This is a genomic window from Streptomyces mirabilis (genome assembly GCF_039503195.1).
Classification (GTDB): Bacteria; Actinomycetota; Actinomycetes; order Streptomycetales; family Streptomycetaceae; genus Streptomyces; species Streptomyces mirabilis_D.
This window is the reverse complement of sequence record NZ_JBCJKP010000001.1, coordinates 7,927,355-7,948,490: the sequence shown is the minus strand read 5'-3', so window position 1 is coordinate 7,948,490 and position 21,136 is coordinate 7,927,355. Positions and strand designations below refer to the sequence as shown.

The window sequence follows — 21,136 nt, the reverse complement described above, 5'->3', positions numbered from 1 at the left end:
ATGCGGGTCACCAGTTGTCGCCGTCCTCTCGGTCGTACGCGTCCTCTCGGTCGTACGCGTCCCCGCGGTCGTACGCGTCCCCGCGGTCGTACGGGTCGAACCCGTCGGCCGGGGAGTTCTGGCGGGAGCGGACGGTGTCCACCACGCCCATCCGCAGCGGGGTGAGCCGGACCAGGCCGGCATAACGCCCCGAGGAGGTCCAGAGCGTCTGCTCCGGCGGTACGCAGCCGGTGGTCCGCCAGGTCTTCTCGACCTCGTCGCGCACGGCCTCCGGCGCGAACCTGATCCACACCGCGGCCGCCGGGTCCCGGCTGAGCAGCGTTCCCTGCTCGGGTGAGGAGAGCTGGACCACGGCCTGCCGGTCCGCCTCCGTGCCCACCAGGTCGGCCACCCGGCGCGGGTCGGTGCCCAGCAGGTTCGCCGAGCCGGCCCGGGTGCGGTGGTCGGCGGCGAACGGGGGCGGGGCCAGTACTCCGTTGTGCTGGAGGTGGCGGCGGGCCGTCGAGAGCAGGTCGCGGACCCGTTCCTCGGTGCGCCGGACGGCGAGGGCGCCGGCCTGGCCGCGCTCGACGGCACCCCAGTAGGGCTCCATCGCCACCATGGCGGCGTCCGTCAGATCACCGGCCAGGACGGCGACCAGCTCCGGTCCGCCCTCGCCGCTCTCGCGGTCCAGCCAGCGCGGAACTCCCGCGGTACGGTCCGCCCACGGGTCGGCGGGTCCCGCGGACTCCGCGAACCCACCCCGCGCGCCGGGCTCACCGGGCTCGCTCCAGGAAGCCCCGTCCTGCCAGGCGTACGCGCTCGCCCAGTCGCTGTCCCCGTCGTCGGGCACCGCGAACGCGTCCGTCTCCAGGACCGAGGTACTGGTCAGCCAGTCGTCCGCGTCGAGCGGCTCGGGACCGGGCGCGCCGGTGACGGTGGGCCGCTCGGGCTCGGGCACCGCCTCGGCGGCCGCGGCGGCGGCCGTCGCCCGCAGCATGCCGGCGACGGACCGGGCGGCGTCGGCGCAGTGCAGGCGCTCCTCGACGGCCCAGTGTTCACGGACCGCCTCGGCCAGCAGCGCGTCGAGCCCGGCCAGGGCCTTGCGCAGCCCGGTGGTGGCGTGGAAGGCCGCCCAGGAGTCGATCGCGGCGCGCCACAGCCGGCGTGCCGTCTCCACCGCGACACCGAGGCCCGCCAGGAGACCGACCGCGCTCAGCCAGAGCGGGGGCTCGACCGCGTACGCCACCGTCACACCGGCCGCGGCGCCACCGAGTGCCGCGGCCCGGGGACCCCAGCCCCAGCGGCCCGGGCGACCCGCGCCCCGCAGCCTGGACGCGCCGAGCAGCGCCACCGCGAGGAGGACCAGCGGGACGGCGATCGCCAGCGCCGCCAGAGACCCCCGCCACAGGCCCCCGAGCAGCCCCGCCACGGCCGCCGCGGGCAGCGCGCCGCGCCCCGTGGCCACGGGGCCGTTCCCCACGACGGTCCGCCGGGACAACGCTTCGGTGGAGTGGTCGGCGAGTTTGCGCACCAATGCCGAACCCGGTACGGGCTCCACCCGCCCGGCCAGCCCGGTGAAGCGCTGGGCCACGGACCGCAGGGCGAGCCCCTGTCCCAGCAGCTTTCCGGCGAACTCCCGCAGGCCCTCGCCGATCCGCTCCCCCATGCCCTCGGCCGAGGGCACCCGCAGACCGAGGGCCCCGAGCCGGGCCGCCGTCTCGGCGGCGGACGGCGCCGTACCGGAGCCGCCGCCGCGCAGGGCCGTGCCGACGAGGTCCCGGTACTCGCCGAGCGCCTGGTGCGCCTGGTCGAGGTCCGCCTCGAACGCCTGCCTGCGGGAGGCCCACACCAGCCCGGGCAGGGAGCGCAGTCCGGCCAGCGCGTCCTCGGCGTAGTCGAGGGCCTGTGCGCAGGCGGCGTACGTGCTGTCCGCCACGCCGCCCGGCTCCCGGTGCCGTTGGTCGCGGCCGCCCCGGCCCGCCACCAGACTCCGCAACGGCTCCGGCAGATCGGCGCCGGAGGAGGCGGTCGCCAGCAGGTCGGGGGCGAGTTCGGTGTCCTCGCCCGCGAACCTGAGGAGCGCGTCGCGCCAGGCCCGGTCGCGCACCTCACGGGGCAGGTCCTGTTCCAGCAGCCGCACGCCGGGTGCGGCGACGGCGTCGGGCAGCGCCCCGAGGCCGTCGAGGACCTTCCGGTAGACGTCCGGGACCGACAGCACGTCCACCAGGACGGCGAGCGCCTCCGGGGCGTCGGGCTCGGGCTGTTCCAGCGCCGTGCGCGCGGAGCGCAGATCGCCCGCCCACAGCAGGGCGGTGCCCGAGGCCCGCAGCACCGCGGGCCGCACGAGGCGCCGGTCGGGCTGGAAGGCCTCGTCCTCACCCGCGTACGAACCGGGTGCGCTGCCCACCAGCAGGACCAGGATCCTGACCTCGCCCACGGCCCGGTAGGCGGTGAGCAGTTCGTACTGCCGCTGGTGGTCGGTCAGCCCGGCCGGGGTGTCGACCACCAGGAACAGCGGATCGTCGGGTTCGGGCAGCCCGGCGCGGCCCAACTGCCGGGCGACACTGGCCCGCAGGGCCTTGGCGGTGTCGAGTTCCGCCGCGCCGCTGCGCAGGTCCAGCCGGATGACGGTGCCGAGGTCTTCGGACGTCTTCACTCCGGGTCACCGTCCCAGGGGTTGCGGCGGGAGCGTTCACGCTCGCCGTCGTCGCCGTACGGGCCGTGGTCACCGGGCTCGTCCCAGGGCACCGAGGGCCGGTCGGCGCCGCCGGAGCGCCCGTTGACGCGGTCACCCCGATCACCGCGGTCGGCCTCGTACCCGTCGTCGTAGTCGTCCACGGACGCGCGGCGCGGACGTTCCTCCGTGCCCCTCGGGTACTTGTCGAAGGAGGCGCGCGGTGCGGTGCCCCAGTCGTCTTCGTCGGGCACGGCACGCCGGGGTTCGGGGACCTCCTTGCGGACGCGCGGCGCGGGAGTTCCGCCGCGTACGTGCTCCAGCAGCGTGCGCAGCGTCGGCTGGACGGCGCGCTGGTCCCCGAACTCGGTGTCCAGCGCGGCGGGCAGTGTCTTCGCCCAGAACTCCCACAGCGGGCGCACCCATCCCTCGACCCGCTCGCCGCCGCGCTCCCGGCGGTCGGCCAGCAGTTCCAGTTGCCGCGGGGCGGTCTTCTCGACGAGTTCGACGAAGAGCGGATGCGGTTCGCTCGCGCTCCTGGCGAGACCGAGCGGCTGAGCCCCCATCAGTTCACGGCAGTAGTCCTCCACGGTCCGTTCGTCGTCGAGGACGGTCCAGCGTTCGTACGACCGCAGCAGCTCCGCCCAGCTCGACACCCCGCCGGGGAAGTCCCCCAGCCGCAGCCGGACGCCGGGCACATGGGCGCCCTTCTCGGGGAACAGCCGCAGCCTCAGCCGCTCCGGCGACGCCGGGTCGCCGTCCACCACGTCGACCTGGCCGTTCCACATGCAGCACAGCAGCCGGTGCAGGATGACGCGGCGGTCCTCCTCGCTGCTGACCATCCAGCTGTCCCGGTAGCCGAGCCGCTGCCGCCAGCGCAGTACGTCCTGGGCCTGCTCGGAGTCCTTCGCCCTGGCCCACTGGCGCAGCACCTTGCGGGCCTCGGGGACCTGGGTGAGGCTCATCTCGCTGCGGAAGAGGACCACGGTGACGGAGTCGCTCTCCACTCCCCGGTACTCCACGGAGTTCTTGGCGTCGGACGGCAGCCGCAGCGCCTTGCCGAGGTACTCCTGCACCTCCTCCACGGCCTGCACCCGCGGGTGGGTGACCAGGACCCGCAGCGGTCCGGTGCCCTCCGGGGTGAAGCCCACCGGCAGCAGCCCGGTCAGCTTGCGGCCGAACAGGTCGAGCGCCTCCTTGCTGACCTGGTCGGCGGCGTCCGCGTCGCCCGCCGCGGCGGCCAGCAGGGTGCCCATGGCCGGCAGCAGCGGGCGTTCCTCCAGGTGTTCGCCGCTCTCCGCGAACAGCCGGGTGATGCGGCCCTCCAGCTGTGCCTTGACGACCGCGACCGCGTTGTCCGGATTGCGGCGGCTGAGGGTGTGGACCTCGCGCCAGGTGTCCCCGTCGATCATCCTGAGCAGGAGCGCGGCCTCGTCGTCGTTCTCGCGCATTCCCTCCCGCCGGATCAGCCGGGTGACCACGTCCTCGTAGAAGTGGTTGAGGGTGCGCTGCGGCGGCAGCAGATACGAGATCCCGGTGCGGTCCTCGTACAGTTCGAGGCCTTTCTGCGCGGAGATCTTGCGCTCCTGGTCGGAGTGTTTGCGGAAGGCGTTGACCAGACGTCCGAGGTCGGCCCCGGCGGTGGCCGCCGGGGGCTGCCACTGCTGCTGCTGTTCCCGCCAGGCCTCGTGCCACACGGTCCGGCTGCGCCACTGGTACCAGAGGTCCTGCTCCTGGAGCGCGGCCTGCACGTCGTCGTCACCCCAGCGGGCCGGTGACATGCCGGCCAGTCTGCCCTTGATCCTGGGGGTCTTGGGCGGCTGATCGGTCACGCCCGGGGGGCGCTGCGGGGCGCGGGAGCGGCTGTCGAGCATGCCGAGGAAGCCGAGCCTGGCGATCGGTTCGTCGCTGTCCTGGACGCCTCTGACGATGCGTTCGGCGAGGAAGGGGTCCACGCTCTGGAGGAGTTTGTCGATGGCGGGTCGCGGGGCGAACCGGTCGGCCATCGAGGCGGCCTGGCGGTCGGCGATGGACTGGAGGTCGGACAGCAGCCGCTGCATGTCCGTGAGCCGTTCGCCGAGCGCCTGCTCGATGGCCTTGCCGCCGCGCGGCAGCGGATCGGGTTCCGGGACGGCCAACTGGGCGCGTTCCCACAGCTCTTCGAGGTGGGAGTCGGCGAACAGCTGCCGGATCAGCGGCACCGCGTTGTCGCGCAGTGCGGTACGGGGCCGCTCCACGAGGTCGGTGACCGCCTCCCGCAGCAGGCGGCCCGCCACCAGGTCGGCCAGTTGGTCCATGGGGGCGGTCATGGAGGCCACCAGGCTGGTGGAGACGCCCTGTCGGCCGATGCCGGTGGGGGACACGGCGCTGCGGTGCACGCCCCGGTTGATGAAGCTCGCGGCGAAGGTCTGGAAGTCGTCGTCGGTCGCCGTGGCCCGGCCCCTGGGGCGGCTGTCGCCCAGTTCGGTGCCGATCAGCGACATCACCAGGGAGACGATGGAGCGGCGCAGGTCGTCCTGGCGGATGCCGGCGGTCGGGCTGAACAGGAAGGCCGTGGGCAGGATGCCGGTGCGCAGGCGGATCGGTGTCGTGCCCGGGTAGCGGATGCCGAGCCCGGAGTCGAGGTCGAGGTCCAGGTCGCCGATCTCCGTTCCCTCGCTCGGCGCGTTCTGCGCGTCGACCAGCCGGAACAGGTCCACCAGCGCGCGGGCCGCGTTGAGCTCCGCCTCCCGTCCGCCGCCGCCCGCCGAGGAGAACGAGGACGGCATCACGACCAGCGGGTAGATCTTCACGCCGTCGAAGCGGCGCAGCTGGAAGGCGTGGTTGATCAGGTGCAGATAGTCCAGGAAGATCCCGGCGCCGGTGCCTCCGGCCACCGAGAAGGCGACGAACACGTCGCAGCCGTTGACCTTGCCGCCGCCGAGCTCGGCCAGTTCACCGGCCGACTTGGCGATCGCGTCGATCGCCTGGAGCAGCGGCTCGAGGACCGGGGCGAGGCTGTGCCGGAGCGTGGCGAACAGGGCGGCGCGTCCGACGGTGGGCAGTTGGCCCGCGCCGTTGTGCAGCGGGGTGACCTTCGGTTCGTCGATGCGCGGCGGCAGCCAGTCGGCGACCTCGTCGCGCAGGCTCGCCCGGAGCATCTTGGTCAGTTCGGGTGACGCGTCGAAGTTCGGCAGCAGGTTGTGGGTGGCCCGGGAGGTACGGGAGTACGCGGCCCGCAGCGAGGGGTCCACGTTGAACTGGGGCAGCCGCTGGAGGTCGGACTCGCTGTAGTCCGCGTAGACGAACTGGAGGCAGTCGGGCAGCTGGTAGGGGGCGTGTCCGCTGAGGTGGCTGAGCGCGACGCCGTCCGGTCCGCACAGCTCGGCGCGCAGCTTGCGTTCGAGTTCGGCGCCGACCAGGCCACCGGTGCCGCCCAGGCCGACGAAGAGCATCGGCTGGAAGATCTTCATGGGTTTCCTCCCCGCTTGCGGCCGTCGCGGCGGCCGGTTCGTGCTCGGTACGTCCGTGGAGTGCGCGCGGCACGGCGGCCGGGCCGCGGTGCGGTGCGCGAGGGCGGCCCGGTGAGGCGTCGGGCCGCCCGAGGCGTCACAGATACGACCCGTACGAGCTCCCGCTCTCGCCGGTACCGGTCGCGGAGGTGGTGGAGCCCGCGGTCGTCCGAGCGGAGGGCCGCGGTCGGCGGACCTTCGAGGCGCGGGTGTCCTCGCCGAGGGCCAGGCTCAGCGTGTCGGTCAGCTGGACCTGGCCGCGGGCGGGCAGCGGGGTCCGGCCGCCGCCGCGCTTGCGCAGCACCGCTCCGCCCTCGGGGCTGCGCTGGACGGCGTACGGGCCGTGGGCGCGCCGTTCGATGCGCGGGCTGCGGTGGGGTTCGACGACGGCGAACTCGTACCACTGCTTGTGTCCGTGTCCTGCGAGGTGCTCGCCGAGGACGTCGCCCTCCGCGGAGACCAGCCGCAGCACCAGACCGAACGGGTCCCTGCGGGTGCGGCGTTGGCGCAGCCAGGCGAGGACCGCCACGGTGGCCAGCGCGATCAGTGCGGCGGCGGACACGAACGCCCACCAGTACTTCGCCCAGACGCCCGGTTCGGGTGTCACCCGGACCGAGAGCGGGGTGCGCACCAGGGTCCGGTCGTGGTCGGTGGTGTCCACGACGGTGACCGTGCCGCCGAGTTGCAGTCCGCCGTCGCCGAGGCGGTCGCCGAAGACGTCGCGGGGGGCGACCTCGACCGTGATCTTCCGGGTGCCGGACTCGCCGGGCTTCACCTGGATCTCGGCCGGGGTGACCGTGAGCAGCCCGGACTTGAGGTCGGCGACGGACAGCCGCAGGGTGTGCGAGGTGTTGCTGGTGTTGTGGACGGCCAGCGTGCCGGTGACCGTGGAGCCGGGGTGGGTGTTCGCGGTGGGCAGTTCGAGCGCGGTGGTGACGGGCAGTGCGCCCGGTGCGATCTGGCCGCCCTCGCTGCGGGTGTCGGCGCTCAGCCCCGAGGCCGTCAGCGTGCCGCTCACCTTCAGTGCCCCGTCGGCGCTCTTGGGGATCTCGACGGAACCGGTGAAGGAGCCGTCGCTCGCCTTGGAGTCGGGCCCCTGGCCGTCGTCGGTGAGGCGCAGCGCCAGGGGGTCGAAGCCGTCGCCGGTCAGTTCACTGCGGACGCGCAGCCCCTCGTAGTCGCGCGCGTCCTTGATCTCGTAGCCCTCGCGGGTCTGCAGGCGCATGGTCACCGTGACCTTTTCGCCGGCCTGCGGGGACGGTGGGTCCATGGTGATGGCGCCGCGCAACTCGCCCTGCCACAGCACGCTGACGGCGACGGGCAGGGAGCGGTGGCCCTCCGGCGCCTCGGCCTTCACGCGCCAGGTGCCTGGCACCGGGTCGACGATCTTCAGCGCCTCGACCGTGCCGCTGCCGCCCGCCAGCTCGAAACCCGACTTGCGGTACGTCCCCGTGGTGGGGACCTGGTGGCCGTTGGGGTCGAGGTAGGTGATCTTCACCTGGGGGTCGCCCTTGTCGACGACGATGCTGCCCACGGTCGCCAGCGGCGAGATGCCGATCTCCAGGGTGGCGGGCGGCCGCTTGCTGGGGCCCTGTTCGTGGCGCAGGCAGTGGGCGGCGGCGAAGATCTTCTCCAGCATGGGGCCGACGTCCTTGGCCCCGGAGACCTTGCCCGCGCTCGGGCGGGCGGAGGGCAGTTCGACGCAGCCCTTCTGGTATCCGCCGGCGGCGATCCGGTCGAGTTGCGCCTTGTCCGGGTCGGGTCCGAAGCCGAGCGGCCAGATCTGTACGTGCTGGGCGGCGGCGTTCTCGAGCTCCTGCGTCAGCTGCTGTTCGCCCTCGTCCTTGCGGTGCGCGGGGTCGCCGTACTTGGGGCTGTCCTGGACGTCCAGCTTTCCGTCGGTGAGCAGGAACAGCACGCGGGGCTGGGAGGGGTCGGTACCGGTGGTGAGGTCGTGGACTCCCTGGCGTATCGCGCTCGGGAAGTCGGTGCCGGTGCCCTCGTTCTTCGTGCGGCCGCGCAGCTTGTCGACGCAGGTGCCGACCGTCTCGCGGCCCGCCGCGTCCAGCGTGGTGCGCGGGCAGACCGGGTCCACCGCGCGCTGGGCGTCGGACTCGGCGGCGGCGAAACCGAAGACGGTGGCGTGGGAGGACGAGGAGACGTCGCCGAGCGCGATGCGTGCGGCGGCGGCCTTCTCGGCCTTCATGTCCTCGGGCGCGAGGCTGGCGGACTCGTCCACGGCGATGGAGTAGTTGACCGCCGGGAAGGCGGGTTCGGAATCCGCCGCCGGTACCGGATCATGACCGGCGGGTGCCAGCAGGGACACGAGCACCGCCATGCCGCCGAGCGCGCCGACCGCGCGGCGGCGCACCCGGCCCCTTCCTGTCTGCCGTCTTCCCGCGATGCTTTCCACGGCCGTCCCCCTGGTTCCTTGGTTCGTCTCTGTGTCGTGTACGTGCTGTGCCGCGTGTCAGCGGGCGGTCAGGCTCCAGGCCAGGGCCAGCGCCGTGGAAGGTGCGAGCGAGCCCACTCCCCAGCGGATGGCCCGGTACTTGGCGGACAGGATCGAGCTGACGTCCACGGCCTGGACGAGCAGCCATCCGGCGGTGTCGCGTCCGGCCTCGGTGACGTCGGCGGACAGCCCCGCGAGGTCGCGGGGGGCCAGCAGGTCGCCGAAGTACGTCACCCCGTCCCGGCCGCGGACCGTGCGGGTGCGCGGCATGAGCGCCCCGACCAGCGCGGTCACCGCGACCACCCAGAGCACGCTCGCGAGGATCAGCGTCACGTCGGCGAGCCCGCGCCAGTCGGGCGGGCCGTGCCGTCCGATCAGGAACGCGGGCAGCGCCAGCGTTCCCGAGAGCAGTACGGCCGCCTTCGCGTCGGCCCGGCCGAGGTCCTCCCTGACCGTGCTCAGCAGCCGTTCGGCGATGCGCTCTCCCCGGTCGGACCCGTGCGGACCCCCGTCCGGCACGGGCCCGACCGGGTCGGGGGAGGTGCGCGCCGGGCCGTCGCCGGTCACCGGTCCTCCTCCGCCCAGGACCATCCGTCGTCCCGGGAGCGTGTGCGGCGGCGCGGCGGTTCGGGTTCGGCGTCCTGGAGGTCGCCCGAGTAGGGCTCTCTCGCGCGTGGTCCCCGGTCCGCCCGGGAGGGCGGCTCGTCCGCCACCCAGTCCGGGGTGAACGGCTCGTCGGCGGCCGACGCCAGCTGTGGGGTCTCGCGGCGGGCGGGCAGCGAGCCGATGGGCCCCTGGAGGGGGTGGCGGCCCTGGTTGAGGAGGTTGAGGGCCTGTGTCTCCATGTCGTTGGACTGGATCTGGCCGCTGGCGACCATGGCGAAGAGCCGGTCGACCCGTTCCTTCTCGTCCTGCCGGCCCTCCTGGCGGATCTTCTCCAGGAAGTCCTTGGCCGCCTCGGGCTCGGCCGCCAGCATGTAGCTGAGCTGTTCCAGCTCGCCGCCCTGCAGCATCGTGCGGAACGCGGCCTGGTGCACCCGGGTCACCTCGGCCGAGGCGTGCGCGTCCCGGATGCCGTCCATGTGCTCGATCGTCCGGTCGTCCACCCGCAGGCGCACGTACAGCCGTACCCGCATGCCGAGTTCGGTGCCCAGGTCGGCCCAGCGTCCGCCGGCGCACTCCAGGGTGATGGCGCGGTCGGCCTGTTCGGCCTGGGTCACCCGGTAGGCCGAGGACACCTCGCGCAGCCGCTCCAGCACCGGGGCGGTGAGCCGCTGGGCGACGTCGGTGACGACCTCGGTGGCGGTCAGATGGGGATCGGTCACCGTCCAGTGGATGTCCACCTCGGCCTTGAAGAAGGTGGTGCCTCCGGCGGCCGGCAACTCCATCTGAAGCGTCGTCACATAGGTGCCGAGCGCGATCTCGCAGACGGTGTACGGCCGGGCCAGCGCCCGCTTGTCGACGTGCCGGACACCGGAGACGGTGACCACGCTGTAGCCGCCGTTGCGGTAGAACAGCACCGAGGCCTTCTGGGCGCTCACCTGCGGGGATCCGCCCGTCGGCGCGTACTCCCGCAGGAAGGGGCCCGCGGGTCCCGCGGCCGCCTTCCGCGCCCTCAGCCGCTCCCTCGCCTTCGCCCGCGCGTCCTGGTCCTCAGCCATGACTGTCCTCCTCGCCCGTCCTCTCCTTCGGCGGGACGGCGAGCCACCACAGGGTGCGCGCCTGCGCGTCGGGAAGCGGATCCTCCGGATCGTTCATCATTCGGCGCAGCAGCCAGTCCAGCCGCCGTCGGTCGTTCTCCTCGGTCGCCAGCGCGGGCAGCAGCGCCGCCAGCCCCGGCCGGGTCCCCTCGGTGCCGTCCCCGCGCACCGCCGAACGCAGCAGGGACTCCAGCGCGTCCAGGGCCACGTCCTTCGAGCGCGCCGTGTTCAGCGCGCTCCACATCAAGTCGGCCATGGGGAGCACGAGTTCGGGACGGGGGACGGCGAGGGCGAGCGGCAGCGGCCAGTCGGCGCGGTCGGCCAGCGGGGAGTCGGGCTCGTCGGACAGCACCTCGTCCACCGAGGTCACGGCGAGCCGGACGGTGGTCACCAGACCGAGGTCCTGGTACTCCGCGCGCTTGTGGTGGGTCCAGTCGGCCATCCGCCGCAGCACCTTGGCACCGTCCGGGAGAGCCAGCAGCCGTACGGCGTTGAAGGAGGCGACCGCAAGTTGCTCCCCGTCGTCGCGGACCCCGATCCGGGCCAGGGCGTCCAGCGCGTCCTCCGTCGTGTCCGCGGCGTTCCCGTAACCCAGTGCCATCGCCGCGGTCCAGCGCAGCGCCTTCGTCCCGTACCTGCTCCAGTCGTCGACCAGCTTGCGCACCGCCTTGCGGTGCGAGGCGTGACCGGCCGCCTGGTCGAGGGTGGTGGCCGCGAAGATCCTCCGGCGGGGTGTGGCCGCCTCGGCGAGCGGCCGGATCAGCTCCGCGTATCCGTGGTCGAAGTCCCGTGCGCACAGCTCCCCGGCGGCCACCGCGGCGCGCATCCACACCTGGGGGCGTGGATCGTCGGCGAGCAGCCGCAGCCAGCGCACGATCGGTGCCCGGACGGGGAAGTGCCGATCCCAGATCTCGGTGAGCACCGCGGAGGGCAGGGCGGATCCCCGGTACCAGATCAGCCGGGCCGGAACCTCGGTCCCGGCCACCTCGAGCCGGCCGTCGGTCAGTTCGGCGCGCGAGAGGGCGAGATCGGCTTCCGGGTCGTCGCAGAACAGCGGGCGGGCCGGGGTGTGGTCCGGATCGCACTGTACGGACAGTTCCCAGGTCAGCAGGTGGGCGGCGGCGGCCACGGCGCTGTGCGAGGCGCCGCCCAGTACGGCGAGAGCGATACGGAACGCCACCGGGTGGAACAGGGCCGCCGTACCGGGCCGGCCCGCGCCGCCCTCAGGCTCGGCGGGAGGCGCCGTCAGCGCCCGGTCCACTCCGGCGAACCACTCCTGGGCCTGGTCGGCGGCGAGGCTCCGGCAACCGGCCAGCAGTTCGTCCCGCGAGACCTCCCCCAGTTGGTGTGCGGCCAGCAGCGAGGCGAGCAACTCGGCCTCGGCGGGGCGCAGGTCCTTCAGTCCGACCGCGTCCTTGACGTCCCGGCGAACCGCCAGTTCCTCCGCCCCGGTGAGCAGGTCCTCCAGCCGGACCTCACCGTCCGGGGCGGCGGCGACATGCTCCTCCAGCCGCTCCCGTAACCGGGTGGTGAGCAGTTCCTGGGTGGGTGCGGGAGGGCAGAGTCCGCCGTACCGCCCGGCCAGCAGCGGGTTGGCCGCCGACCCGACCGCGACGACGACCACCGCGTACGACTCGCACCGGGCCAGCGCCGCGGCGAGCCCGTCGAGGTCCATCTCGTCCGGGGGCAGCGCACCGGGCCCGGTGAGGGAGAGCTCCAGCAGATAACCGGTGCCGCGCCGCGCCTCCTCGCCCTCGCCGGCCAGCGAGCCCGCCAACTTCCGCACCCCACCGTCCGGATCGACCCGGCGCACCCGGGATCCGGCCCCGGGCTCCGTGCCCGTGGCGTCCGCCGCGGGGCCGGTGACCTCGTCGAGGAGCGAGAGCGCGGTGCTGGTGCGTCCGGTGCCGGGGGCGGCGCCGAGCACCAGCAGCCGGCGGGCGCCGAGGGCGTTGCGCAGTTGTACGTATCCCTGCGGTTCCACATGGACGCGGCGGAGCCTGCGCAGTTCCTCGTCGGGCACGGGTCCGCTGCGCATCCCCGCACCGGAGTGACGGGCGTCCATCCGCAGGTGGATGTCGCCGATGTGGGCGCTCTGGAAGTAGGAGCGGTCGAAGCTGTTCAGGTCCCGGCCGGTGTCGAACAGCATCCGGGTGGCACGGCGGGCCCGCGAGGCGGCGGCGAGATCCGTGGTCCCGTCCTCGCCCTGCTCCTCGGCGAGCGGGTCGCGGGTGTGTTCCTTGAACCGCCCCGCGGCGCGCTCGCGTTCCTCCTCCTGCTTCTTCCCCTGGTCGTTCTTGACGTCGCCCTCGTCCGGGGCGTCGTTCCTCGCGGCACCCTCGTCGCCTTCGGCCTTGCCCTCGTCGGCACGGGGCGGGTCGTTCCTGGCCTTCCCGTCGGCCTCGGGCGAACGGGCGTCGGCCCCCTTCCGGGGTGCGGGCTCGGCGCCGCCGCCCGCCTGCTGATCGTCGGCCACCGCGATCAGCCCTTCCGTCGGCCGGCGTCGCCGGTGATGCGCCCGATGTGCACGGGCTGCTGGTAGACGTTGTCGCTGTGCTGCGACATGTCGCCGTGGACGGTGTAGTGGGCGCGAGGACCGTCGGCGCGGTCCTCTCCGTCGATGCGACGGGCGTCATCGACGTCAGGGACGTCATCGACACCACCGGCGTCATCGACACCACGGGTGTCACGGACATCACGGGTGTCACTGGCATCACGGGCGTCATCGACGCCATCGGCACGGTCGGCGTCAGGTGCTGCCGGTGCGGCGGTGGGGATCTCGGGAGCGGGCCTGCCGGGAAGGTGGAACCAGGCGGTGACCTCGCCCTCCTTGAGCTCCAGGCGGGCCGAGGAGTAGTGCGCGGGCTCGATGAACTTGCCGCCGCTGCTGACCACGTCCTCGTAGAGCGACCGGGAGGTCACCAGCACGAGGTCGGCCCGCTCGGCGTCCAGCAGCCGTCGGGCAAGCGGCGAGTCGGCCAGCCGGCAGGCGAGGTCGACCGCGCGCCCGCTGATGCCCCGGCCGTCGTGCCGGACAGGCCCGACGTGCATGCCCACCCGAAGCCCGAGGGGAACACTCAGGCCGCGGTTCTCGTCCCGCAGATTCTCGTGCACCTCGACCATCCACAGGCCGAGCAGGCGGGTCACCGCGATCCGGCCGGCCACCGACAGCAGCACACCGTCGCCGCGGTCCTCCATGTGTACGGCGTCCCGCGCCACCTTGGCGTGGGTGAAGGCCGCCTCCAGCACCCGGTAGATCCGTTCGCGCATGCGCTGCTTGTCGACGTCGTCGTACTCCCCGGAACGCCGGGCGTCGACGCTGATCACCAACTCGTAGCGTGCTTCGGCGAGATCCATCGCGTCGTGGTCCACCCCGTGCCCCCTTGTTCTCTCCACTTGCCGTCCCCCTCAGCGTCGGGCCCGGGGACGAAGGCCGTCTGTAGCCGTTTACACACGACGAGGCGTGGGTTACGGCAAGGCGTGGGTCTACTCCTGATGACCGTCCGCGAGGAGTGCGAGCAGTTCGGGGTCGAGGATCTCCACCATCCGGTTGCCGGTACGCACGACGTGCTGGGTGCGCAGCAGCTTCAGTGCCTTGGCGACGGCTTCCCGGGTGGCTCCGATGGTGGCGGCCAGTTCGTCCTGGGCCAGTTGGACGACGGTGCCGGTGTGCAGGGCGCCGCCCGGTACGGCCGGGTTGTAGGGGCCGGAGGGCTCGGCTCTCGACAGTTCGGTGAGCCGGCCGGCCAGCCGTTGCAGCACGGTGAGCGAGGCGAGCGCGGACCGCTCCTGGTCGGCGCTGCGCAGCCGGAAGGTGAGCTGGCGTATCACCAGACCGCTGACGCGGGGGTGCAGGGCGAGGAACCGGCGGAAGGCGTCCCCGGATATGACCTGGGTCTCGGTCGGACCCAGCGCGCGCACCGTGGCGCTGCGGGGATGCGGGTCCAGGGCGGCCATCTCGCCGAGCAGTTCACCGGGACCCCGCAGACCGAGTATCAGCCGTGTGGCACCCCGGTCCGTCGCCACGGAAACGGTCACCCAGCCCCGAATGATGATCAGGACGTGACTGGACCGGTCACCCTCCGTCAGAAGGTGGGCATCGGCCGCGTAATGCTTCCGGCTGCCGAGAGCCATCACGCTCTCGCGCTCCTGAGGGGTCAGAGCGCGCGCGAAAGCCAGCTCATTGCCGAGCAGCCCCATGGCCACGCCCCCCGCCGCAATCATGCCGCCTGACTTTTCAGAGGCGTTGATGGTGGCAGAGCAAAGCATTGAGACGAGTGAATTACGCCAGATCGGCAGTACTGGTCGGTAAGGGGCGAAGTGCCAGGTGGGTCGCCCGGGGATGGCGTCCCCTCATGACGCCTCCACCACCGGTGACCGCGGCCGGACCGTCCGACTCCGCTCCCGCCCCACCGACGACCTTGAGGTCAGGACCGGCGCCGAACGGCCGGCCCCGTCGACACGGGGAACCGGCCAGGGTGGCGGACTTGGCGGAAAATCAGGTTTCCGCCGCCGGAGGGGTGGTGAGGAGGTGGCGACGGGGTGAGGGGACGGTGTCCGGTTCTTCGCGCGTCACACCGGCTCTTCGCGCGTCACACCGCTCGGCCGGATGCTCAGCCAGCGGCCTGGCAACTGGCCTTGTTGAGGGTGAAGTTGCGCGCGGCCGAGTTGGAGCCGGTCCAGGAACCGAGGAAGCCGAAGGTGAACGTGCCGTTCGCGGCGACGGTCTTGTTGTAGTCGGCGGCGGTGGCCGTGACGTGGGAGTCGTCCTGGGTGAAGGTGCCGTCCCACATCTGGCCCACGCGCTGGCCGTCCTTGAAGGTCCAGCCGAGGCTCCAGGTGGCGAGGGCCTTGGTGGAGGTGACGGTGACGGTGGCCTGGAAGCCGTCCGGCCACTCGCTCACGATCTCGTACTTGACCCGGCAGTCCGGCGCGGCGCTCTTCGTGGAACCCGTCGCCCCGCCCTGCTTCCCGGCGGGCGACGAGGACTCGCCCTGGGCCTCCTGATCGGAGTTGCCCGCCGGACGCGAGGTCGAGTCCGCCACCGCGGGCGAGCCCGTCGTCCCCGTCCCCGTCCTCGATCCCGACCCCGACTTCGTCTGCGAGCCCGAGGGGAAGGTGGGGCCCGGGTCCGCCACGGACTGCCCGTCCGTCGACTCGCCCTGCGCGGCGTTCGCGTCGCCGCCCTTCGAGCCGCCGAAGGGCATCAGGGAGACCGTGAGCGCCAGTGCGGACACGAGGACGGCCGTGACCAGGATCCCGGTCCGGCCGATCCGGGGCCGGACCGGCTTGCCCTCGTTCAGCCCCGTGTCCACCGCCGCGTCCGTGCGTCCGCCGATCATGCCGGCCTCGGCGGCCCGGCGCCGCCGTTCGAGATACGCGAGGCCGCCCCAGCCGATCACACCGCTGGAGAGCGCCGCGGGCAGCCCGCCGCCGTGCAGCCGCAGACAGGCGGCGGCCTCCGCGCACTCGACGCAGCGCGCCATGTGCCGGGAGAGGTCCTCGGGCGTCTCGGCGCTGGGTGAGCGGGTGACCGCGTCGAGGAGCCGCGCATAGCTGCGGCAGTAGGCGTCCATCGGCGTGTCGAGGTGGTTGCGGTGGCAGCGGTCCCGGAACAGCGCCCGCACCTGGGCGAGTTCGGAGGACGCGGCCGCCGGATCGAGACCGAGCCGCCGGGCCACCGCGGACATCGGCAGCGACTCGACCTCGGCCAGCCACAGCAGAACGGCGTCCGGCTCCTGCATGTCCCTCAGGCCGCGCAGCGCGAGCGGGCGGTGCAGCGGCGGTCCGACGTAGCGGGCGGCCATGTCGGAGTGGAGCCACAGGCGCAGGTCGGGGTCGAGCCGATGGCCGAGCCCGCTCGTCTCCCAGGCGGCGGCCACGGTACGGACCGAGGCGAGCAGCAGCGGAATGCGGGGCAGCCTGAGCGCCCGGCGTCCGGTACCGGTACTCTTCGATGCCGCGGTGGCGGCGCGCAGTTCGTCGATGCCGTGCGTGAACGCCTCGGTCGCCAGCTGCGTGGCCGAGGCGGAACCGGACGTGCACAGATCGGCGTACGACAGGACCGCGTCCCAGCACTCCGAGAGCAGCGCGGCCTCGGCGGCGTTCTGGGGGGTCGGCAGGTCGGGCATGGGGGGCTCCTGCATCAACTGCTTCCAGGTGCAACGTCTAGAAACGTCGGAACGTGATCGTCAACTCACCCTCTGTACAAGGGAGTTGAGGCCGCCTCAACGACGGGGCCCGAGCCTTTCACGCTTTCCACACAACTGACAAGCGAGGTATTCAATTAGCGTGGCAAGCGGTTGCGGCGCCGTACGTCCGAGCGCGCGCAGCCTCCCTCCCGCCGTATGGAAGGTGATACGGAAGGGAGGCCGATACGTCTCGATCGCCGTCTGACTTTTGAGAGGTTCTACGGAATCTTCGGTCCGGCCGCTTCCGCCACCGCCGGTTCCCGCGCCGGGAGACTGTCCATGAAGGAGCTCACCGAGAAGACCGCGTGGCCGGGTCCGGGCGGGCCGTATCCCGGCGGCGAGGACAGCCCGAAGTCCTCCATGGTCGAACGGTAGGCCTCCAGCAGCCGGATGTGGTACTCCAGCGGCGCGCCCTGGGGGTTGGCCTTGCCGAGCGGGGTCGTGGGCTCCGGGCACCAGGTGGTGAAGCGGGGCGTGATGCCGTGCGACATGAAGAAGCGCAGCCCCTCGGTGGTGGAGGCGATGGCCTCGTCGACGGTCGTGAAGCCGAACGGCTCCGCCATCTCCACGCCGGCCACGAAGTTGGGGATCACGTTGCGCGCGCCGAAGACCTCCGCGGAGTCGAGGATGCGCTTGTGCCACTCGTCGCGGCCGACGTATCGCTCCTTGCCCGGGCAGTACAGCTCGAACAGCCGGCGGTCCCACACCTCGTAGTTGGGGTGGTAGATCTGCACGCCGTAGTCCTTGAACCGCTGCACGTCGTCGCGCGGCAGCGCCTGCGCGACGACCTTGCCGATCCAACGCCCCGGGAAGCGCTCCTCGATGGCCTTGGCGTAGTGGCCGTAGAAGTCGGCCTCGTCGCGCCCCTGCAGCTTCGAGGTGATCGCGCCGCCGGTGAGGGTGTACGCGGTGGAGGCCTTCGCGGTGTCGTACCGGTCGATGATCTCCAGGGCTTCGAGGACCTCCTCGACGTCCTTCACCCCGGTGTACGGGCGCCCCGCCGCCTTGTGCTGGCGCCAGTTGTGGTTGATGTCGCAGTACTGGCACTCCTCCTTGGCACCGAAGTACTGGCAGACCCGGAAGACGGTGAGGTAGATCAGATAGCCCCACTGGATGGTGGGGGCGACCTCCATCACGGACTTCCCGTTGGAGAGCGTGTGCCGGTAGTACTCGGGCATCGGCGGCACGCCGACGTCGGCGATGCGCTTCCCGTCGAGGTAGAGCCCGAGCATGCCTTCGTCGTCCGCGGCGACGCGATAGGGCGAGGCGGGATTGACCCGCACGGACACCACGGTCCGCCGCAGGTCGTACGGCCCACCCGTGAGGATGATCTCCTCGGGCGGGCGGCGCAGCGCGGCCTCGCCGAGCTCGGGCAGGGTGCCGTGGTCGAAGGAGAAGATGAAGTACGACTTCGGCTTGACGTCACCGTCCTCGTTGTCGGAGAGCGCCGTCTCGTCGAAGGCCACACCTCCGCGGAGCAGGTCCTCCTTGAAGACGGCCTCCCGCGGTACGTGCGGGAACCTCTCCATCAGATCCTCGACCAACGCGGTGCGGCTGCCGACCATCCCGTTCTCCTCGCTCCCGACCCGTTCCCGACTCGTTCAAGTCTCCGTGCTCGACTCCTCACGGTATGCCCCTGCCTGTGCGTCAGCCGTGCCGGGTCCCCTCGCGGCGCACGATGCGCGCGGGAGGAGCCACGTCCGACCGCGGTGCCGGGTCGAACCCGGGCACGCCCCAGGTGGCCGCGACCGGCAGAGCCCCGGCCCGGAACCCGAGGCTCGCGCCGGGGCGCCCATAGGGACAGCACGAGCAGGACCGTCGCAGCGAGTTCCCTGCGGGTACGCCGGGACGAGCCCCGCGCACGGGTCCCGCGACTGGTACGGCCCAGCGCCCCAAGAGCCGCTCCGGGGCCCAGCCCCCGAGCGAAGGACCAGAGGCGCAGCCCCGAGTGAGGGACCCGGAGCGCAACCCCAAGTGGGAGTCCCAGGGGCGTAGCCCCAAGCGGGGATCCCGAAGACTCAGCCCCGAGCAGGGGACCGGGGGCGCAGCCTCCGGGGATGGGATGGGTAGGGGCGGCGGGGGCGAGGAAAGTCCGGGCGCCGCGTCACGCCCCCCGTTCCAACACCCCCACATCCACCCCGAACTCCACCCCCTCCCCCGCAACGACCCGCTCCGCCTCCGAGAGAACCGTCAGGCCCAGACGGGTGAGTTCGTTGCCCTGGGAGCCGGCGAGGTGGGGGGTGACGAAGGCGTTGGGGAGGTCGTAGAGGGGCGAGTCGGCCGGCAGCGGCTCGGGGTCGGTCACGTCGAGGATCGCGCTCAACCGCCCGGCCCGCAGCGCGTCGATCAGCGCGTCGTGGTCGACGAGCGACCCCCGCGCGGTGTTGATGAGGACCGCCCCGGCCGGCATCAGACCGAGTTCACGGCGACCGATCAGGTGCCGGGTCTCGGGGGTCTGGGGGGCGTGGACGGTGACGATGTCGCTGGTGGCGAGCAGGTCGTCGAGCGGGAGGAGAGGAACCCCCAGTTCGACCGCCGCGCCCTCGTCGGCGTACGGGTCGGTGAGGCTCACCCTCAGATCGAAGGGGCGCAGCAGTTCGATCACGCGGCGGCCGATTCGGGACGCTCCGACGACACCCACACGGCGGCCGTAGTTGCCGATGCCGGGAACCAGGGCCCACCCGGGCACGGAGCGCCGCGCGCGCAGCCGGTCGCGCTGGGCGAAGAGGTCCTTGCCGGCGAGAAGGATCATGGCGAGGGTGTATTCGGCGACGGGCAGCGCGTTGGCGACGGCGGCCGAGGACACCACAAGGCCGCGGTCCCAGACCGCCGGTGTGGTGAAGCCCTTCACCGAGCCCGCGGAGTGCAGCACGGCACGCAGCTTCGGCGCCGCGTCGAGCGTGGCCGCATCCAGCCGCGGGCAGCCCCAGCCGGTGATCAGGATCTCGGTCCCGGCGAGCGCCTCGCGCACACGAGGCTCCGAGAAGTCCTCGGCCACCAGCGCGGGGTCGATGTCCACGACCTCGCGCAGCCGGGTCATGACCTCGGCCGGGAAGACCTGCGGCACGTTCTCGGCGGACATGGCGAACATCGCCACGGGACGCTCGGGCAAGGAGTCAACCCTCCGGCTCGGTGACTGACGAAACACGACTACGGGAGAGGGCGGCCACCCAAGAGGGCGGCTACGGGACAGCACCAAACAGCAAGCGCTCTCTACCGCCTCCACCGTAACCGCAGCCCGCCACGCGCGACAGGGGACAGGGCCGGGACACCGGACCGACCGACCCCGAGGTAGTTTCCAGCAGTGGCCACCGCACGGCCGCGCACGGCGACTTCCCGGGGAGGCACGACAGGGATGACAGAAACCCTGACCAACTGGGCCGGCAACATCACGTACACCGCCAAGGAACTGCACCGCCCGCACACGCACGACGCCCTCGCGGCGCTCGTCGCGCGGAGCGCACGCGTCCGCGTCCTCGGCAGCGGGCACTCGTTCAACAAGATCGCCGAGCCCGGCGACGACGGCGTACTGGTCTCGCTCACCGCGCTGCCCCCGACCGTGGACGTCGACTCGACCGCCCGCACGGTACGGGTCGCGGGCGGCGTCCGGTACGCCGAACTGGCCCGCCGGGTGCACGAGCACGGGTTCGCCCTGCACAACATGGCCTCCCTCCCGCACATCTCCGTGGCGGGCTCGGTGGCGACCGGCACCCACGGCTCGGGCGTCACCAACGGCTCCCTCGCCTCCACCGTGCGCGAGGTCGAGATCGTCACGGCGGACGGCTCGACGGTCACGATCGGCCGCGACGACGCACGCTTCGACGGCGCCGTGACCTCCCTCGGCGCACTCGGCGTCGTCACCGCCCTCACCCTCGACCTGGAACCGGACTTCGAGGTGAGCCAGCACGTCTTCACCGAACTTCCCCTCGCCGGGCTCGACTTCGAGACGGTGGCGGCGACGGCGTACAGCGTGAGTCTCTTCACCGACTGGGGGCGTCCGGGCTTCCGACAGGTGTGGCTCAAGCGCCGTACCGACCAGCCGCTGCCCGACTTCCCCTGGGCCTCGCCCGCCACCGAGGCGATGCACCCCGTGCCGGGCATGCCCGCCGAGAACTGCACCCAGCAGTTCGCAGTGCCCGGACCGTGGCACGAGCGACTGCCGCACTTCCGGGCGGAGTTCACCCCGAGCAGCGGGGCCGAGCTGCAGTCCGAGTACCTGCTGCCGCGCCCGCACGCGCGCGCGGCGCTGGGCGCCCTCGACGCGGTCCGCGAGCACATCGCGCCGCTGCTGCAGATCTGCGAGGTGCGCACCGTGGCCGCCGACCGGCAGTGGCTGAGCCCCGCCTACGGCCGGGACACCGTGGCCCTGCACTTCACCTGGGTCGAGGACACGGCGGCCGTCCTGCCGGTGGTGCGTCGGGTCGAGGAGGCGCTGGAGCCGTTCGATCCCCGGCCGCACTGGGGCAAGGTGTTCACCACGCCCGGGGAGGTGCTGCGCGGGCGCTACCCGCGACTGGACGACTTCAGGGCCCTGGCCGAAACCATGGACCCGGCGGGCAAGTTCACCAACGCCTTCGTGCGGGACTTTGTTCACCCCCTTTCCTAACCCCTTGTCGAACGTCCTCGCCAGGCCATAGCCTTGCGCC

Annotated in this window: 12 protein-coding genes; 1 reads left to right on the top strand and 11 read right to left on the bottom strand. The window is 72.6% G+C overall.

From position 1 onward, the window contains the following. Positions 1–7 precede the first annotated feature (7 nt). The 11 genes from AAFF41_RS36145 to AAFF41_RS36095 form a co-directional block, all read right to left on the bottom strand. Entirely contained in the window at positions 8–2,638 is a 2,631-nt protein-coding gene (locus AAFF41_RS36145; RefSeq protein ID WP_343325262.1) for a hypothetical protein, read from the bottom strand. Beyond that, positions 2,635–6,108, bottom strand: coding sequence for a tubulin-like doman-containing protein (locus AAFF41_RS36140; protein ID WP_319750950.1), 3,474 nt, complete (start codon positions 6,106–6,108; stop codon positions 2,635–2,637). Before AAFF41_RS36140 ends, AAFF41_RS36145 begins: the two co-directional genes overlap by 4 nt. A 136-nt stretch (positions 6,109–6,244) precedes the next feature. Further along, positions 6,245–8,518, bottom strand: a complete 2,274-nt coding sequence (locus AAFF41_RS36135; protein ID WP_319750951.1) for a VWA domain-containing protein — start codon at positions 8,516–8,518, stop codon at positions 6,245–6,247. A 99-nt stretch (positions 8,519–8,617) separates the two neighbouring features. Continuing rightward, on the bottom strand, positions 8,618–9,166 hold the full coding sequence (locus AAFF41_RS36130) for a Pycsar system effector family protein (RefSeq protein ID WP_060898396.1): 549 nt from the start codon (positions 9,164–9,166) through the stop codon (positions 8,618–8,620). Then, complete coding sequence (locus AAFF41_RS36125) at positions 9,163–10,260, bottom strand: hypothetical protein (RefSeq protein WP_319750952.1); 1,098 nt, start codon at positions 10,258–10,260, stop codon at positions 9,163–9,165. Before AAFF41_RS36125 ends, AAFF41_RS36130 begins: the two co-directional genes overlap by 4 nt. Then, the gene (locus tag AAFF41_RS36120; protein ID WP_343325261.1) at positions 10,253–12,775 is read right to left on the bottom strand and encodes a hypothetical protein; all 2,523 of its coding nucleotides are present in this window, start codon (positions 12,773–12,775) and stop codon (positions 10,253–10,255) included. Before AAFF41_RS36120 ends, AAFF41_RS36125 begins: the two co-directional genes overlap by 8 nt. A gap of 5 nt (positions 12,776–12,780) precedes the next feature. Next, positions 12,781–13,671 (bottom strand): hypothetical protein, encoded by an 891-nt coding sequence (locus AAFF41_RS36115; protein WP_319750954.1) that lies wholly within the window; start codon positions 13,669–13,671, stop codon positions 12,781–12,783. A 114-nt stretch (positions 13,672–13,785) separates the two neighbouring features. Then, positions 13,786–14,499 carry a Crp/Fnr family transcriptional regulator gene (locus AAFF41_RS36110; RefSeq protein ID WP_319751042.1) on the bottom strand — a complete coding sequence of 238 codons (714 nt, stop codon included), beginning with the start codon at positions 14,497–14,499 and terminating at the stop codon, positions 13,786–13,788. Positions 14,500–14,912: 413 nt separating this feature from the next. Then, positions 14,913–16,430, bottom strand: coding sequence for a cellulose-binding domain-containing protein (locus AAFF41_RS36105; protein ID WP_319750955.1), 1,518 nt, complete (start codon positions 16,428–16,430; stop codon positions 14,913–14,915). A 278-nt stretch (positions 16,431–16,708) separates the two neighbouring features. Continuing rightward, positions 16,709–18,055: a radical SAM protein gene (locus AAFF41_RS36100; protein WP_343325260.1), complete on the bottom strand. Its 1,347-nt coding sequence runs from the start codon at positions 18,053–18,055 to the stop codon at positions 16,709–16,711. A 539-nt stretch (positions 18,056–18,594) separates the two neighbouring features. Beyond that, on the bottom strand, positions 18,595–19,602 hold the full coding sequence (locus tag AAFF41_RS36095; protein WP_319750957.1) for a hydroxyacid dehydrogenase: 1,008 nt from the start codon (positions 19,600–19,602) through the stop codon (positions 18,595–18,597). A 243-nt stretch (positions 19,603–19,845) separates the two neighbouring features. Here AAFF41_RS36095 and AAFF41_RS36090 point away from each other — a divergent pair, with 243 nt between their 5' ends. After that, the gene (locus AAFF41_RS36090; protein WP_343325259.1) at positions 19,846–21,096 is read left to right on the top strand and encodes an FAD-binding protein; all 1,251 of its coding nucleotides are present in this window, start codon (positions 19,846–19,848) and stop codon (positions 21,094–21,096) included. Positions 21,097–21,136: the final 40 nt, after the last annotated feature.